Consider the following 15,285-nt stretch of genomic DNA (forward strand, 5'->3'; position numbering starts at 1 on the left):
GGTCGTGACAAGCGTCGACGCACGGAGCCGGTGACCTCAGGGACGAAGGTCCCGACCTGGCCGGGAAACGTCCCGGCGGGGCCCGTGGAAATGCCCGGCGCGAGGTGGGCGGCGCGGCCGGTCAGCCCAGCGGGACGGTCCACTCCAGGACGGTGCCGCCACCGGGCGCGGACTCGAGCCGCATGCCGCCGCCCCGCAGCTCGGCCCGCTCGGCGAGGTTCGCCACGCCGCTGCGGCGGCGCAGCCCCTCCTGCGGGAGACCGACGCCGTCGTCCTCGACCCGCAGGACCAGCGGCGGACCCATGCGCAGGTGGACCGTGACCCTGCGCGCCCTGGCGTGCCGGGCGACGTTGGACAGCGCCTCGCGCAGCACGGCCAGGACGTCCGCGGCGACCGGGGCGGGGACGGCGGCCAGCGGGCCCTCGGTGCGCACGCGCGGCATGAAGCCCAGCGCGCCGCGGGCGTCGGCGACGACCTGCTCCACCTGGGAGCCGAGACCACCGGTGCCCGCGGCGCCCCGGCCGTGCAGGTGGAAGATCGTGCGCCGGACGTCCTTGATGGTGTCGTCGAGGTCCTCGACCGCGCGCTCCAGCCGCTCGGAGACCACGTCGCTGACCGCCTCGCGGGCCACCGCCTGGACGGTCAGCCCGATCGCGAAGAGCCGCTGGATCACCAGGTCGTGCAGGTCCTTGGCGATCCGGTCCCGGTCCTCGAGCAGGACGAGCCGCTGGCGGTCGCGCTGGCTCGCGGCGACCTCGAGGGCCAGGGACACCCGCTCCGCGTACGCCTCGAGCGCGGTCAGCGAGCCCAGCGTCGGCAGGGCGACCGCCTCGTCCTGCCACCCGAGCACGAGGGCGCCCGAGGCGTCGCCGGGGTGGCGGCGGCCGTCGAGCGGCACCCACACGACGGTCTCCAGGGGCTGGTCGACCAGCCCGCCGACCAGTCCGGCGGGCAGGTCCGTGCCGTCGACCACCTGCGCGCCCTGGGCGTCGCCCAGGCCGGGTGGGAGCTGCTCGGGCGGGACGACGTGCCCCGTCCCGGCGGGGGCGTACGGGCCGGCCGCGGCGACGACCGCGCGGCGGCCGGGGTCCTCGGCGTCCGGCAGCAGCAGCAGCGCGAGCTGGCACGACCCGGCCTCCTGCGCCGCCCGGACGACGTCCTCGACGGCGTCCGGGGAGGCCTCGGGCGCGGTGAGCGAGGCGCTGACCTCGGCGGCCGCCTGCAGCCACACCTCGCGGTGCCGGGCCTGCTCGTACAGCCGGGCGTTCTCGATCGCGACGCCCGCGGCCGCCGCCAGCGCGGCGACGATCTCCTCGTCCTGGGGGGTGAAGTCGCCGGCGGGCTCCCCGTCCTCGCCGAGCTTCTCGGCGAGGTAGAGGTTGCCGAAGACCTCCTCGCGCAGCCGGACGGGGACGCCGAGGAAGCTCTGCATCGGCGGGTGGTTCGGCGGGAACCCCACCGACTGGGGGTGCTCGGCGATGTCGTGCAGCCGCAGCGGGCGGGGGTCCTCGATCAGCAGGCCGAGGACGCCGCGCCCGCGCGGCAGGTCGCCGATGGCGCGGTGCGTGTCGTCGTCGATGCCGAAGGTGACGAACTCGACGAGGTGCTCGCGGTCGCGGCCGATGACCCCGAGCGCCCCGTAGCGCGCACCGGCGAGCAGGCAGGCGGTGGAGACGATCCGGTCGAGGACCGCGGGCAGGTCCAGGTCCGCGGAGATGGCGATGACGGCCTCCAGCAGGGCCGCCTGGCGCTCCTGGGCGGTCCGCACCGCACCGGCGCGTTCCCGCAGCTCGGTGAGCAGGTCGTCGAGGCCGACGTGCGAGAGCGCCGGCACCGGCGTGCTGCGGGGCTGGCTGGACGTCACGGCCCCGATCCTAGGCAGAGCCCGGCCGGGGCAGGCGCCCACCGCGCGCGACGGGCAGCCGGCGCGGCGCGGGTCAGCCCGCCTCGCGGTGCACGACCTCCAGCGGCAGGTCGCGCACCACCGTGACGGGGCACTCGGCGCGGTGCACGACCTCGCGGCTGACCGAGCCCATGAGCATCGCCTGCAGGCCGCCCAGGCCACGGGAGCCGACGACGACGAGGCGGGCGTCGCGGGCGTGCCGCAGCAGCGCGTCGACGGGGTGCGCCAGCACGAGGACCACGTCGACCCCGAGGCCCGGACGGCGTCGCGTCACCGTGCGCACGCACTCGTCGACCAGAGCCCGCCGGGCGTCCTGCTCGGCCCCCGTGGGGGCGGTGACGACGCCGGTCGCGTCGGTCACCGGGGGCAGGGCGGTGACGACGCGCAGCCGCGCCCCGGCGGTCAGGGCGGCCTCGGCCGCGTGCTCCAGGGCCGCCCGGGAGACGACGGACCCGTCCACCCCCACGACCACCGGCCCGAGCCGGCGCAACCGGGACCCGTGCACCACCTGCACGGGGCAGGGTGCGGCGGCCACGAGGGCGGTGCTCACCGACCCCAGCACCATCCGCGCCACGGGACGGTGCCCGTGGGTGCCGACGACGAGAAGGTCGCGCGGCCGGCACAGCGAGGCGAGCTCGGCGCCGGGTGAGCCGACCGCGAGGTGGGCGCGGACCCGGTCGCCGCCGAGCTCGTCGGCGGCACGCGCCACGGCCTCGGCGAGCACCTCCTCGGCGGCGAGCCGGTGCGAAGCGACGTCCACGCCGACACCGTCGGGCAGCTCGACCACGCAGGCGACGAGCAGCGTCGCCCGCCGGGCGCGCGCCTCGACGACGGCGCGTTCGAGCGCCACGGCGGCAGCCGCCGACCCGTCGATGCCGACCACGACCCTGCTCACGCCCGGTGCGTCCACGACCCGCTCCCCTCCCACGGCGCGCGGCTGCGCGCCTCCTCCACCATCGGCCCGCCCCCCGACGGGCAGCACCCGCCAAGGACCCCACCCGGCCGGGACCTTCGACCCGAGGCGGGCACCCGACCCGGCACCGCCCGCGACGCGCCCGCGCGCCCTACGCTGGACCCATGGAGACGATCCGGGTGTTCCTGCTGGACGACCACGAGGTGGTGCGCCGCGGCCTGCGCGAGCTGCTGGAGGCCGAGGACGACATCGAGGTCGTGGGTGAGTCCGCGAGCGCCCAGGAGGCGCAGCGCCGCATCCCGGCGCTGCGTCCGGACGTCGCGGTGCTCGACGGCCGCCTGCCCGACGGCAGCGGCATCGACGTGTGCCGGGAGGTCCGTTCCCGGGACGAGTCGATCAAGGCGCTGATCCTGACCTCGTACGACGACGACGAGGCGCTGTTCGCGGCGATCATGGCCGGGGCCGCCGGCTACGTGCTCAAGGAGATCCGGGGCAACGAGCTGGTCGACGGGATCCGGCGGGTCGCGGCCGGCCAGTCGCTGCTCGACCCGGGGGTCACGGCGCAGGTCCTGCAGCGGCTGCGCAGCGGACCGCAGGAGGACCCGCGGCTGGCCGGCCTCACCGGCCAGGAGCGGCGGATCCTCGAGCACATCGCCGACGGGCTGTCGAACCGCCAGATCGCCGAGGAGATGTTCCTGGCCGAGAAGACGGTGAAGAACTACGTCTCCAGCCTGCTGGCCAAGCTCGGCATGGAGCGCCGCACCCAGGCGGCCGTCTTCGCGACCAAGCTGAAGCAGCAGCCCTGACGGCGGTACCCACCGGCTCGACGCGCCCCTCGTCGCCCGCGTCCACCCACCCCCTGACCGCACCTTTCCACCGACCTGCGGTCGGTGAGGCCCGGTCGAGCGCAGGTTGGTGGAAAGGTGCGGCGGGTGACGACAGGGCACGACGAAGGGGCACGGTCTCCCGTGCCCCTTCGTCGTGCGCGCCCTCAGGTCACCTGAGGAACGGGTACCGCTGCACCAGCGGGATGCGCTCCCACAGCGTCCCGAGGCCGAAAGTGCGGCTGGCGCCGACCGCGGCGAGGCCGACCATCACCAGCGCGTAGACGAGGTGGTCGTCCATGAACGGGTTGTTCTCCAGCGGCAGGGAGGCCATCCACATGAAGACCAGCAGCAGCGCGCCGGAGGCCGCGGCGATCCGCATCGCGAAGCCCGCGGTGAAGGCGACGCCGACGCCGAGCAGGCCGGCCATGAACAGCCAGTCGGCCCACGCCTGACCGGCCATGCCGTTGAAGAAGCCGGCGAACGGACCCTCGACACCGCTCAGGTAGCCGGTGGTCGGCGAACCGCCGTTGACCCACGCCCGCTCGCTGGGGGTGGCGAAGCCGAGACCGAGCAGCTTGTCGACGAAGGCCCACAGGAACACGAAGCCGATCGAGATCCGCGTGGCGGCCCAGATCGCCGGGGCGATGCTGCGACGACCCAGGTCCACCAGCTCGGGGTGGACGGCAGCCGCGGCCTCGGCGCGGCGGATCCTCTTGGTCGTGGTGCTCATGGCTCCTCCTTCGGGTGCCGGTGACCGTCCTCGTGGCGGTCCGTCTGTCGACGTGCCTTCACGGTAGGGACGGCGGGTAGGCGCCTTGATCGGCCGAACGCCCTGTCCCGGGGGGACCTTGTGCCCGCCCGGTCAGCGCGTCCACGGCTCAGGACGTCGACAGCCGCCGGCCGGTCACGACGTCGGCGCGCACGGCGACCACGAAGTCCTTGTCACCGGGTGCCCAGGGACGCGGCGCGACCCCGCCGTCGCCGTCGAGCTCCAGCGCGGCGAGGTCCCCGAGGTCGGTGACGACCCTGGCCGGCCCGGCGACGTTGACGACCCAGCCGGTGCGCGTCACGGGGTCGAGCTCGTCGGCCTCGACGGTCATCGTCGACCCGTGGGCGGCCGCGGCGAGCTTGCCGCCGTACGACGTCCGGATCACCACCTCGTCACCGCGCACCACCGCGTTGACCGGCAGCACGGGCACGTGCGCGACGTCCTGGTAGGCGAGCCGGACGACGTCGCACCCGCGCAGCAGGTCCATCGCCTCGTCCCGGTCGAGCTCCTCCACGTAGGTGCCGGTCACGTCGGCCACCCCCTCCTGGCAGGCGCCGGTCCGCCCGGCGCGGTCGGACCGGTCAGCGCAGGACGTCGGCCAGCGAGCGCCGCGGCGTCGGCGGCACGTCCACCAGCGGGCGGCCGACGCGGACGACGTTCTGCACGTGGCCGAGCACGTCCACGACGTCGGGCAGCAGGCGCCGGGTCCGCGGCTGCTGCGTCGCCTGGTCGGCGAACGTCAGCACGTACCCGGCCGCGGTGGCGCGCAGCCACAGCAGCTCCAGGACCCGTCCGGCGGCGACCCAGTCCCGCTGGGTGTCTCCGGGGGTGGCGACGACCAGCACGGTGGAGGACGTGAGCATCTCCTCCACGGTCTCCTCGTCGACGTCGGACTGACCCTCCTGGACCAGGGAGTCGACCGGGTACGGCGCCGTCCCGAGCGAGTCGACGGGGATGCCGTCGTCGACGTCGACGTCACCGGCGCCGCGGTGGCGGATCCACTGCTCCACCTCGCCGGTGAACTCGGGCGAGCCGGCCTGCAGCCGAGCGGCCTCGACGAGCAGGTCGGCCAGCGGCCGGCGGGCCGTCGCGTCGACCGGGACGGCGACCGCCCCGTACCGGCCCTGGCGGCCGGTCAGGCCGACGAGCAGGTCGGCGAGGTCGGCCGGGGGGACCTCCTCGCGACGGTGCAGCCGGCGGTGCGCCCGCCGGACCGGGACGGCGTCGGCGAGCGCGCGGGCGGCGTCGTCCGCGTCGTGCCGGTGGCGTGGGCGGACGACGGCGACCACCTCGGGCGCCGTGTGGGCGGGCAGGTCGGTGTCCGGCGGCAGGACGACCACCTGGGGCTCGTAGCCGGCTGCGGCCAGCGCGACCTCCGCGTTGGCGACGGCGGCGCCGCACGAGATCGTGCGCAGCCGGCCGTACGGGTCGAGCACGTCCAGCGAGCGGCTGTCGTCGACGGACACGGCGAGCCCGTCGGGCAGCGCGGTGAGGACCCACGGCTGGGTGTTGTGCACCGACGGCGCCCACCGCGCGGCCTCCGCCATGGCGTGGACGACGGCGGCGAACCCGTCGGTGTCCCCCGGGTGCGTCCCTGGGCTGGTGGTGGTCGACATGGTGACCTCCGCGGCTACCGGTCGGCCGCCGGCGCGGCCGGTGTCCTCACGATCCTCGTGCGCGCCCCAGCCGCGGGGATGGGCCGAAGGTCCCCCGATCGGCTCACCGCCGTCGGGCCCTCACGCCAGGCCGAGCTCGTGGGCCTCCTCCCACAGCTCCCCGCGCACCGACGGGTGGGCGGCGTGCTCGATGAGCTGGCGCGCCTGCGCCTTCTCGTCGTGCCCCCAGATCTCGGCGGTCCCCTGCTCGGTGACGACGGCGGAGTGCTGGAACGACGTCACCGGCTCGTCGACGAGCGGCACGATGGTCGAGCAGTCGGCCCGCGGGTGCCAGGAGCGCAGGGCCATCAGCGCCTGCCCGCCCGGGGCCTGCATGGCCCCGACGATGAAGTCGGTCTGCCCCCCGAAACCCGAGTAGATCCGGGCCCGGATCCGGGAGGCGTTGGCCTGCCCGAGCAGGTCGACCTGCAGCGCCGTGTTCACCGACGTCATCCCGGGGTTCTGCGAGATGAGCGCGGGTGAGTTCGTGTGCTCGGTGCGCATCAGGCGCACCCGGGGGTTGCCGTCGAGCCACTCGTACAGCGCGGCCGATCCGAACACGAACGACGTGGTCAGCGGGACGGTGTCGTCGAGCGCGCCGGCGGCGTCCAGCCCGAGGATCCCGTCGCTGAACATCTCCGTCCACACGCGCAGCCCGCGACGGTCGAGCAGCCCGGCGAGGGTGGCGTCCGGGACGGCCCCGATCCCGGTCTGCAGGGTCGAGCCGTCCTGCACGCGGGCGGCGACCCGCGCACCGATCTCGGCGGCGGTGGCGTCCGGTGGCACGGGCGTGTGGACGGCCAGCGGCTCGTCGACCTCCACGCAGGCGTCCACCTGGTCCAGCGGCAGGACCGCGTCCCCGAACGTCCACGGCATCCGCGGGTTCACCTGCGCGATCACGAGGCCCCCGCGACGGCGAACCTCCTCGACGGCGGCGGGCAGGACGTTGACCTCCGTGCCGAGGGACACGGCACCGTCGCGCGGGGGCGTGGTGTGCACGACGACGACGTCGGGCGGCATCGTCGTGCCGAACAGCCGCGGCACGAGGGACAGGCGACTGGGCACGTAGGCCAGCCGCGGGTGCCGGCGCATCGCCGGGCCGACGAACGGGGTCTCGTAGGTCACGCCCTCCCGGTCCGGGATACCCGGCTGGGCGTTCAGCACGAACAGCCGGTAGTGCGCCAGGGCGCTGTCGAGCGCCTTCAGCACGGTGCCGGGGGTGGCGAAGTTGCCGCTGACGACGACCCGCGGGTTCGGGGGCACCTTCTGGAGCAGCGCGGGCAGGGCGTCGATGTCGATGGTCCTCACGTGGCACCATCCTGCCGGTCGGCCGGTGCCCCCGCACGAGACCTTCGACCCGGACGCGCGGGACGGCCGCCCTCACCCGTTCGGGTCAGGACGGCCGTCGACCGTGCTCGTGGGGGCGCGCAGGGACGCGCTCGCGCGCGGGCAGTCACTCGCTGGGCGGCGTCCACGTGTCCGTGCGCTGCATGCCGGCGGCACGGCCCTTGCCGGCGATGACGAGCGCCATCTTGCGGGACGCCTCGTCGATCATCTCGTCGCCGAGCATCGCGGCCCCGCGCTTGCCCCCGGCCTCGGAGGTGTACCAGTCGTAGGCGTCGAGGATGTTCTCGGCGTGGTCGTAGTCCTCCTGGCGGGGGCTGAAGACCTCGTTCGCGGCGTCCAGCTGACCGGGGTGCAGGACCCACTTGCCGTCCAGGCCGAGCGCCGCGCTGCGGCCGGCGACGCGGCGGAAGCCGTCGACGTCGCGGATCTGCAGGTACGGGCCGTCGATGGCCTGCTTGTCGTTGGCCCGGGCGGCCATGAGGATCGACATGAGGATGTGGTGGTAGGCGTCGCCCACGTCGTAGCCGGGCGGCTGCTCGCCGACGACGAGGCTCTTCATGTTGATCGACGCCATGAAGTCGGCGGGCCCGAAGATGATGGTCTCGACCCGGGGCGACGCCTTGGCGATCGCGTCGACGGCGATCAGGCCCTTGGCGTTCTCGATCTGGGCCTCGATGCCGATCCGCCCGACCTCCAGGCCGGTGGTGCGCTCGATCTGGGTGAGCAGGAGGTCCAGGGCGACGACCTGCTCGGCGGACTGCACCTTCGGCAGCATGATGCAGTCGAGGTTCGCCCCGGCCCCCTCGACGACCTCGACCACGTCCTGGTAGGTCCACTGCGTCGTCCAGTCGTTGACCCGGACGGTGCGGACCTTCTCGCCCCAGCCGCCCTCGTTGAGGGCCGCGACGATGTTCTTGCGCGCGTCCGGCTTGGCCAGCGGCGCGACGGCGTCCTCGATGTCGAGGAACACCTGGTCGGCGGCCAGTCCCTTGGCCTTGTCCAGCATCTTCGTGCTGGAGCCGGGCACGGCGAGGTTCGAGCGGCGCGGGCGCAGGGTGCGCGTGGTCTCGTTCGACATGCGCGGGACGCTACCCAGCGGGGTGGCCCGGCGCACCGGGGCCGGTGCGTGACGTTGCTCTCGGCCGACCGCCGGTCGTCCACCCGTCGTCCGGACGTCGCGCCCGGGTCTCTGGCAGGCTGACCGGGTGAGCACCCAGCCGCCCGAGGACGACGCCCCGGCCGAGCCGGTGGGCGCCCCGGAGGCGGCCGTCGACCCCCTGGTCGCCGCGGCCTGCGCGAAGGCCGGGCTGGTGTGGGTGCGCACGGGGGACGGCCGGGCCCGGCCGCTGTGGCACGTCTGGCACCAGGACGCGGTGACCGTCGTCGTCGGGGTCGGCGAGCAGCACGACGTGCTCCCCCCGCACGGCGCCACCGTGACCGTCGAGGTGCCGAGCAAGGACACCCGCGCCCGGCTCGTGGTGTTCGAGGCCGTCGTCGAGCAGGTGCTCGCCGGCGGCGCCGGGTGGGAGGAGGCCGTGTTCGCGCTGCGCGGGGGCCGCCTCAACGCCCCGGACGCCGAGCACCTGGTCGACCGCTGGGCCGCGTCCTGCCGCGTGGTCCGCCTGGTGCCGGTCGGCGCGCCGACGCAGGGTCCGGGCGGGTACGACGACTCCGCGGGCACCCGCGTCCCCGCCCCCACGCCGGCGACGACCGTGACGTGGCGCCCCTTCCACGCCGGCGGGCGCCGGCGGTCGCGCCGCCGCCCCCGCTGACCTCCCGCCGGGCGGCGACGGACGTCAGGCGGGCGGGACGGCGACCGTCCCCCGGGAGACGGGCACGACGTCGCCGGTGACCCGGGCCGCGACGGCCCGGCCGTCGCGGGCCTCCACCTCCACGCGCAGCGTCGAGGGGCGCCCCAGCTCCACCCCCTGCAGGACCTCGAACCGGCTGACCCCCTCCCCCGGCAGCAGCCCGCAGGCCACGGCGTGGACGGCGAGTCCGAGCGCGGCCGACCCCGTGGCGGGGTCCTCCGCGACGCCGATGTCCCCGGCGAACAGCCGCGCGCGCACCGGTCCGGCGGACGCGTCGGCCGGCCAGCCGACGACGTACACGCCGTGCGTGCCGAGCACCGAGGTGTCCGCGGCGTGAGCCCTCGGCACCGCCTCGGGGCGGACCAGCAGGTACGCGAACTCGTTGCCGGTGCCCGCCTCCCGCACGACGTGACCCGCCAGGTCGCCCGCGTCGAGCCCGACCGTGGCGGCGACCGCGGCGCCGTCGAGCTCTCGTCCCAGCGTCGGCGTCCCGCCCGTCAGCGTGACGGGACCGCCGTCCGGGGACACGTCCAGCGGCAGGTCGCCGGCGCCGCAGGCCTGGACCACCCGGCCCGGTCGCACCCGGCCCCGCGCCGCCATCAGCCAGGCCGTCCCGACGGACGGGTGACCGGCGAACGGCAGCTCGGTGGTGGGGGTGAAGATGCGCAGCCGGTAGTCGACCCCGCGCTCGGCCTCCGCCGGCGTAGGCCGCAGCGGGAACGCCGTCTCGGACAGGTGGAACTCGCGCGCCAGGGCCTGCATCTGGGCGGTGGTCAGGTCCTCCCCGCCGGTGACCACCGCCAGCGGGTTGCCCGTGAACGGGGTGCGGGTGAACACGTCGACGACCTCGAACTCCAGCTGCGCCATGCCGGGAGCCTACGACCGGGCCCGCGCGCCGACCGGCCGATAGCCTCGCACCCGTGAGCGCCCCGTCGAAGGTCTTCGTGGCACGCCTGGCCGGCCTGCCCGTCTTCGACCCGCTGGGGGACCAGGTGGGCCGGGTCCGGGACGTGGTGGCGCTGATGCGCGGCGGCCGCCGGCGTCCTAGGGCCATCGGCCTCATCGTGGAGGTCCCTGGCCGCCGGCGGGTCTTCGTCCCGATGACGCGCGTGACGAGCATGGACGCCGGCCAGGTCATCACCACCGGGCTGGTGAACATGCGCCGGTTCGAGCAGCGGTCCACCGAGTCCCTGCTCATCGCGGAGGTCGTCGAGCGGCACGTCGTGCTCGTCGACGGCTCCGGCGGCGCGACCGTCGAGGACCTGGCGCTGGAGCAGCAGCGCAACCGGGACTGGGAGGTCACCCGGGTCTTCGTGCGGCGGGACACGGGCCGCCGGGGGCTGCCCGGCCGGCTGCGCCGGCGCGGCGAGACGCTCCTGCTCGACGTCCACGACGTCCGCGGCCTGACCGGGGACGCGATGCCGCAGGGCGCCGCGATCATGGTCGCGTCCTTCGAGGAGATGAAGCCCGCCGACATCGCGGACACGCTGCACGACCTGCCGTCGAAGCGGCGGGTCGAGCTGGCGGCCGAGCTCGACGACGAGCGGCTCGCGGACGTCCTGGAGGAGCTGCCGGACGACGACCAGGTCGAGATCCTGCGTGCACTCGGCAGCGACCGGGCCGCCGACGTGCTGGAGGAGATGGAGCCGGACGACGCCGCGGACCTGCTCGCCGAGCTGCCCCAGGAGCAGCAGGAGCACCTGCTCGAGCTGATGGAGCCGGGTGAGGCCCGCGACGTGCGCCGGCTGATGGCGTACGACGAGAACACCGCCGGCGGCCTGATGACCCCGGAGCCGGTGATCCTGCCGCCCGAGGCCACGATCGCCGAGGCGCTCGCGCACGTGCGGCGGGCCGAGCTGTCCCCCACCCTGGCCGCCGCCGTGTTCGTGTGCCGCCCGCCGCTGGAGACCCCGACCGGTCGGTTCGTCGGCGTCGTGCACATCCAGCGGATGCTGCGCGAGGCCCCGCACGAGCCGATCGGGTCCGTGCTCGACTCCGACATCGAGCCGGTCGACGTCGACGCCCCGCTCGGCCTGGTCACCCGCCGCCTGGCCACGTACAACCTCGTGTCGCTGCCCGTGTGCGACGAGGACGGCCGCCTGCTGGGCGTCGTGACGGCCGACGACGTGCTCGACCACCTGCTGCCCGAGGACTGGCGCGAGCAGGACGACCTGCTGACCGACACCGCGGAGCACCCCGTCGTGGGCGGGGGTGGCGCCGGTGGCTGAGGACCGTCCGAGCCGCCGCCGCCGCGAGGGGCTGGACACCCCGCGGGAGGCGCGGCGCACGTTGATCCCGCGCCCCTCGGTGGACGCCGAGACCTTCGGGCGGCTGTCCGAGGCGTTCGCCCGCTTCATGGGCACGCCCCGGTTCCTCGTGTACATGACCGTGTTCGTCAGCGCCTGGCTGGCGTGGAACACGTTCGCCCCCGAGGCCGCGCAGTTCGACCCGCGCGCCCTGAACTACACCCTGCTCACGCTGATCCTGTCCCTGCAGGCGTCCTACGCCGCGCCGCTGATCCTGCTCGCGCAGAACCGGCAGGACGACCGCGACCGGGTGTCGCTGGAGCAGGACCGACAGCGCGCCGAGCGCAGCCTCGCCGACACCGAGTACCTCGCCCGGGAGGTCGCGGCGCTGCGGATCGCGATGCGCGAGGTGGCCACCCGGGACTTCCTGCGCTCCGAGCTGCGGTCGCTGCTCGAGGAGCTCGAGGACGGCCGGGAGGGGCGCGAGCCGCGGGGACGGGGCGAGAGCGCCTGACCGGCCAGTGCCCGGGCGCCGGACGCGCCGGATCCGCCGCCGACCACCCGGTCGGCGGGAAAACCTTCACCCGGGCGGGCTACCTGCCGAGAAGGGCAGGGTGACTGATCTCGCCCACGCAGAAGCGCACGACCCGTTCGCGAGCCTGCGCCGCCGCCGCCTCGGCGACGTGCTGGTCGAGGCGGGCGTGCTCTCGCAGGACGAGCTGCAGGCGGTGCTCAAGCACCAGGCGGAGGCCCCCGGTGAGCGACGGCGGCTGGGCGAGCTGCTCGTCGAGCTCGGGTTCGCCGACGAGCGGGACATCTCCGCGGCGCTGGCCCAGCACCTCGGGCTCGAGTCGATCGACCTGAGCCGGCACGTGCCGGCACCGGACGTCGTCCGGCTGCTGCCGCGCGGGGTCGCCGAGCGCGCGCAGGTGCTCGTCGTCGACCGGCGCGACGGCGTCCTCGTGGTGGCGACGGCGGACCCGACGAACGTCCTGGCCCTGGACGACGTCAAGCTGCACAGCGGCGTCAACGACCTGCAGGTGCTGGTCTCCACCCCCAGCCAGATCCGCGACCAGCTGGCGCGCGCGTGGTCCCTGTCGTCGGACTCCTCGACGGTGGGCGCCCTGGTCGACACCGTGGAGGACGACGACGTCTTCGCCGACTCCGCGCCTGGGCCCGGCGGCGAGGACGACGCCCCCATCGTCAAGCTCGTCAACCAGGTGCTCGGCGACGCCGTGCGGCTGCGCGCCTCCGACATCCACATCGAGGTCCAGCGCGAGGGCCTGCGGATCCGGTTCCGCTGCGACGGCCTGCTGCGCGACGTGATGTCCGCGCCCAAGCGCGTGGCCCCGTCCGTCATCTCCCGCATCAAGATCATCTCCGGTCTGGACATCGCCGAGCGCCGCGTCCCCCAGGACGGGCGCACCCGCATCCAGGTCGACGGCATGAACATCGACTGCCGCGTCTCGACCCTGCCGAGCCTGCACGGCGAGAAGATCGTCATCCGGCTGCTCACCCGCGGGGACGACGTCCCCTCACTGGCCTCGCTCGGCTTCGAGGAGGAGCAGCTCGACATCTTCAACCGGGCGCTCGCCGTCCCCCAGGGCCTGGTGCTCATCACCGGGCCGACCGGCTCCGGTAAGACGAACACGCTCTACTCGGCGATCGCCGAGGTGATGACGCCGGAGAAGAACATCATCACCCTCGAGGACCCGGTCGAGGTCCAGCTGCCCGGCATCACCCAGGTCCAGGTCAACGTCAAGGCCGGGATGACCTTCGAGGCGGGCCTGCGCTCGGTCCTGCGCCAGGACCCCGACATCGTCCTGGTCGGCGAGGTCCGGGACGGCCAGACCGCCGAGCTGGCGCTCAAGGCGTCCCTGACCGGCCACCTGGTGCTGACCACGCTGCACACGAACTCGGCCGTCGCGGCGCTCACCCGGCTCATCGACATGGGCGCCGAGCCGTTCCTCGTCGCCTCCTCCCTCACCGCCGCCATCGCCCAGCGGCTCGTCCGCACGCCCTGCGACTCGTGCGCCGAGGGGTACATCCCCGACCAGGAGACGCTGATGCTGCTCGGGCTGGCGATCGAGGACATCCTCGACGCCACCCCCCTGCGCGGGGCCGGGTGCCCCGACTGCGGCGGCACCGGCTACCGGGGGCGCACGGCCGTCTACGAGGTGCTCGAGGTCGACGCCCCGATGCGCAAGGTGCTGGTGCAGGACCCGACGGAGACCTCGGTCGCGGCCCAGGCCAAGGAGGCCGGGATGTCGTCGCTGCGGATGTCGGCCCTGCGCAAGGCGTTCCGCGGCGACACCACGTTCGAGGAGGTGCTGCGCGTCACCACCGCCGACCACACGGCGGCCCGGCACTGCACCGGGTGCGGCAAGCGGGTCGAGGAGGGCATGGTCGCCTGCCCGTGGTGCGCCACCACCGTCGCCACCGGCCGTTGCGAGGGCTGCGGCAAGCGCCTCGACGACTCCTGGCTGATCTGCCCGTACTGCCGGACGGGGGCCCCTCAGGCCGCCGGCGGGGAGCACGCGCACTGACCGGGTGAGCGCCTGCGCGCCCTCCCGCGGGTGAGCGCCGTCACCCCCGGCCCGGCACGGCCTCCCGCCGACCTACCCTGGAGGCATGGCCGCCCCCTCGACCGACGCGCTGCACGCCGCCCTGGCGACCGTGCAGGACCCCGAGATCCGCAAGCCGATCACCGAGCTGGACATGGTGAAGTCGGTGGAGGCCGACGAGGACGGCGCGGTGCGGGTGACCCTGTACCTCACGGTCTCGGGCTGCCCGATGAAGGACACCCTGTCGCGTGACACCCGCGAGGCGGTCGCCCGGGTCGACGGCGTGACGAGCGTGGACGTCGTCCTCGACGTGATGAGCGACGAGCAGCGGCAGGCGCTGCGCACGAAGCTGCGCGGCGGCCAGGCCGAGAAGGAGATCCCGTTCGCCAAGCCGGGGTCGCTGACCCGGGTGTACGCGGTCGCCTCCGGCAAGGGCGGGGTCGGCAAGTCCAGCGTCACGGTCAACCTCGCCGCGTCGATGGCCGCCGACGGCCTGCGGGTCGGCGTGGTCGACGCGGACGTGTACGGGTTCTCCGTGCCGCGGATGCTCGGCGTCACCCAGCCGCCGACCCGGGTCGACGACATGATCCTGCCGCCGGTCGCCCACGACGTGAAGGTCATCTCGATCGGCATGTTCGTCCCGGGCAACCAGCCGGTCGTGTGGCGCGGGCCGATGCTGCACCGGGCGCTGCAGCAGTTCCTCGGCGACGTGTTCTGGGGCGACCTGGACGTGCTGCTGCTCGACCTGCCGCCCGGCACCGGCGACATCGCGATCAGCGTCGCCCAGCTGCTGCCGTCCGCGGAGATCCTCGTCGTCACGACCCCGCAGACCGCCGCCGCCGAGGTGGCCGAGCGCGCGGGTGCGATCGCCCTGCAGACCCACCAGCAGGTCGTCGGCGTCATCGAGAACATGTCGTGGCTGGAGCTGCCGGACGGCTCGCGGATGGACCTGTTCGGCGCCGGCGGCGGCCAGACGGTCGCCGACAGCCTGACCCGCTCCGTCGGCGCGACGGTGCCGCTGCTCGGCCAGGTGCCGGTGGACGTGGCGCTGCGCGAGGGCGGGGACGGCGGCACGCCGGCCGTGCTCGGCACGCCGGACTCCCCCGCCGCCGTCGCGCTGCGCGGAGTGGCGCGCCAGCTGTCCCGCCGCGCCCGCGGCCTGGCCGGCCGCTCCCTCGGGCTCACCCCCGCCGGCCGCTGACCCGCGCGCACGCGACGGCGCCCACCCGGGGGCGCCCACCCGGGGGCTC

The 15,285-nt window shown here is 75.0% G+C and carries 14 protein-coding genes; 6 read left to right on the plus strand and 8 right to left on the minus strand.

Annotated elements, in window-relative coordinates:
• Positions 1–121 precede the first annotated feature (121 nt).
• Positions 122–1,864 (minus strand): GAF domain-containing sensor histidine kinase, encoded by a 1,743-nt coding sequence (locus ACYVQV_RS11190; RefSeq protein WP_461023367.1) that lies wholly within the window; start codon positions 1,862–1,864, stop codon positions 122–124.
• Between the two features lie 73 nt (positions 1,865–1,937).
• Entirely contained in the window at positions 1,938–2,798 is an 861-nt protein-coding gene (locus ACYVQV_RS11195; protein ID WP_461023368.1) for a universal stress protein, read from the minus strand.
• A gap of 182 nt (positions 2,799–2,980) precedes the next feature.
• Here ACYVQV_RS11195 and ACYVQV_RS11200 point away from each other — a divergent pair, with 182 nt between their 5' ends.
• Positions 2,981–3,622 carry a response regulator gene (locus ACYVQV_RS11200; RefSeq protein WP_461023369.1) on the plus strand — a complete coding sequence of 214 codons (642 nt, stop codon included), beginning with the start codon at positions 2,981–2,983 and terminating at the stop codon, positions 3,620–3,622.
• Positions 3,623–3,812: 190 nt separating this feature from the next.
• Here ACYVQV_RS11200 and ACYVQV_RS11205 read toward each other — a convergent pair whose 3' ends face one another.
• From ACYVQV_RS11205 to ACYVQV_RS11225, 5 genes are all read right to left on the minus strand, one after another.
• Positions 3,813–4,373 carry a hypothetical protein gene (locus ACYVQV_RS11205; protein WP_461023370.1) on the minus strand — a complete coding sequence of 187 codons (561 nt, stop codon included), beginning with the start codon at positions 4,371–4,373 and terminating at the stop codon, positions 3,813–3,815.
• A gap of 148 nt (positions 4,374–4,521) precedes the next feature.
• Positions 4,522–4,941 (minus strand): pyridoxamine 5'-phosphate oxidase family protein, encoded by a 420-nt coding sequence (locus ACYVQV_RS11210; RefSeq protein ID WP_461023371.1) that lies wholly within the window; start codon positions 4,939–4,941, stop codon positions 4,522–4,524.
• A gap of 52 nt (positions 4,942–4,993) precedes the next feature.
• Positions 4,994–6,028: an Acg family FMN-binding oxidoreductase gene (locus tag ACYVQV_RS11215; protein WP_461023372.1), complete on the minus strand. Its 1,035-nt coding sequence runs from the start codon at positions 6,026–6,028 to the stop codon at positions 4,994–4,996.
• A gap of 120 nt (positions 6,029–6,148) precedes the next feature.
• Positions 6,149–7,375 (minus strand): acetyl-CoA hydrolase/transferase family protein, encoded by a 1,227-nt coding sequence (locus ACYVQV_RS11220; RefSeq protein ID WP_461023373.1) that lies wholly within the window; start codon positions 7,373–7,375, stop codon positions 6,149–6,151.
• Between the two features lie 145 nt (positions 7,376–7,520).
• Positions 7,521–8,492 carry an HpcH/HpaI aldolase/citrate lyase family protein gene (locus ACYVQV_RS11225; RefSeq protein WP_461023374.1) on the minus strand — a complete coding sequence of 324 codons (972 nt, stop codon included), beginning with the start codon at positions 8,490–8,492 and terminating at the stop codon, positions 7,521–7,523.
• A gap of 127 nt (positions 8,493–8,619) precedes the next feature.
• Here ACYVQV_RS11225 and ACYVQV_RS11230 point away from each other — a divergent pair, with 127 nt between their 5' ends.
• A complete protein-coding gene (locus ACYVQV_RS11230; protein WP_461023375.1) occupies positions 8,620–9,186 on the plus strand; it encodes a hypothetical protein in 567 nt (188 codons plus the stop codon).
• A 24-nt stretch (positions 9,187–9,210) separates the two neighbouring features.
• Here ACYVQV_RS11230 and ACYVQV_RS11235 read toward each other — a convergent pair whose 3' ends face one another.
• A complete protein-coding gene (locus ACYVQV_RS11235) occupies positions 9,211–10,092 on the minus strand; it encodes a PhzF family phenazine biosynthesis protein (protein WP_461023376.1) in 882 nt (293 codons plus the stop codon).
• A 53-nt stretch (positions 10,093–10,145) separates the two neighbouring features.
• Between ACYVQV_RS11235 and ACYVQV_RS11240 the strand changes: the two genes are divergently transcribed.
• The 4 genes from ACYVQV_RS11240 to ACYVQV_RS11255 all read left to right on the plus strand — a co-directional run bounded on the left by ACYVQV_RS11240 (position 10,146) and on the right by ACYVQV_RS11255 (position 15,236).
• Positions 10,146–11,453 carry a magnesium transporter MgtE N-terminal domain-containing protein gene (locus tag ACYVQV_RS11240; RefSeq protein WP_461023377.1) on the plus strand — a complete coding sequence of 436 codons (1,308 nt, stop codon included), beginning with the start codon at positions 10,146–10,148 and terminating at the stop codon, positions 11,451–11,453.
• Positions 11,446–11,985, plus strand: a complete 540-nt coding sequence (locus ACYVQV_RS11245; protein ID WP_461023378.1) for a DUF1003 domain-containing protein — start codon at positions 11,446–11,448, stop codon at positions 11,983–11,985. The genes ACYVQV_RS11240 and ACYVQV_RS11245 overlap by 8 nt, the downstream gene beginning before the upstream one ends.
• Positions 11,986–12,085: 100 nt before the next feature.
• Positions 12,086–14,017, plus strand: a complete 1,932-nt coding sequence (locus tag ACYVQV_RS11250; RefSeq protein WP_461023379.1) for an ATPase, T2SS/T4P/T4SS family — start codon at positions 12,086–12,088, stop codon at positions 14,015–14,017.
• 85 nt (positions 14,018–14,102) lie between these two features.
• Complete coding sequence (locus tag ACYVQV_RS11255; RefSeq protein ID WP_461023380.1) at positions 14,103–15,236, plus strand: Mrp/NBP35 family ATP-binding protein; 1,134 nt, start codon at positions 14,103–14,105, stop codon at positions 15,234–15,236.
• Positions 15,237–15,285: the final 49 nt, after the last annotated feature.

It is taken from the genome of Thalassiella azotivora (assembly GCF_054781695.1).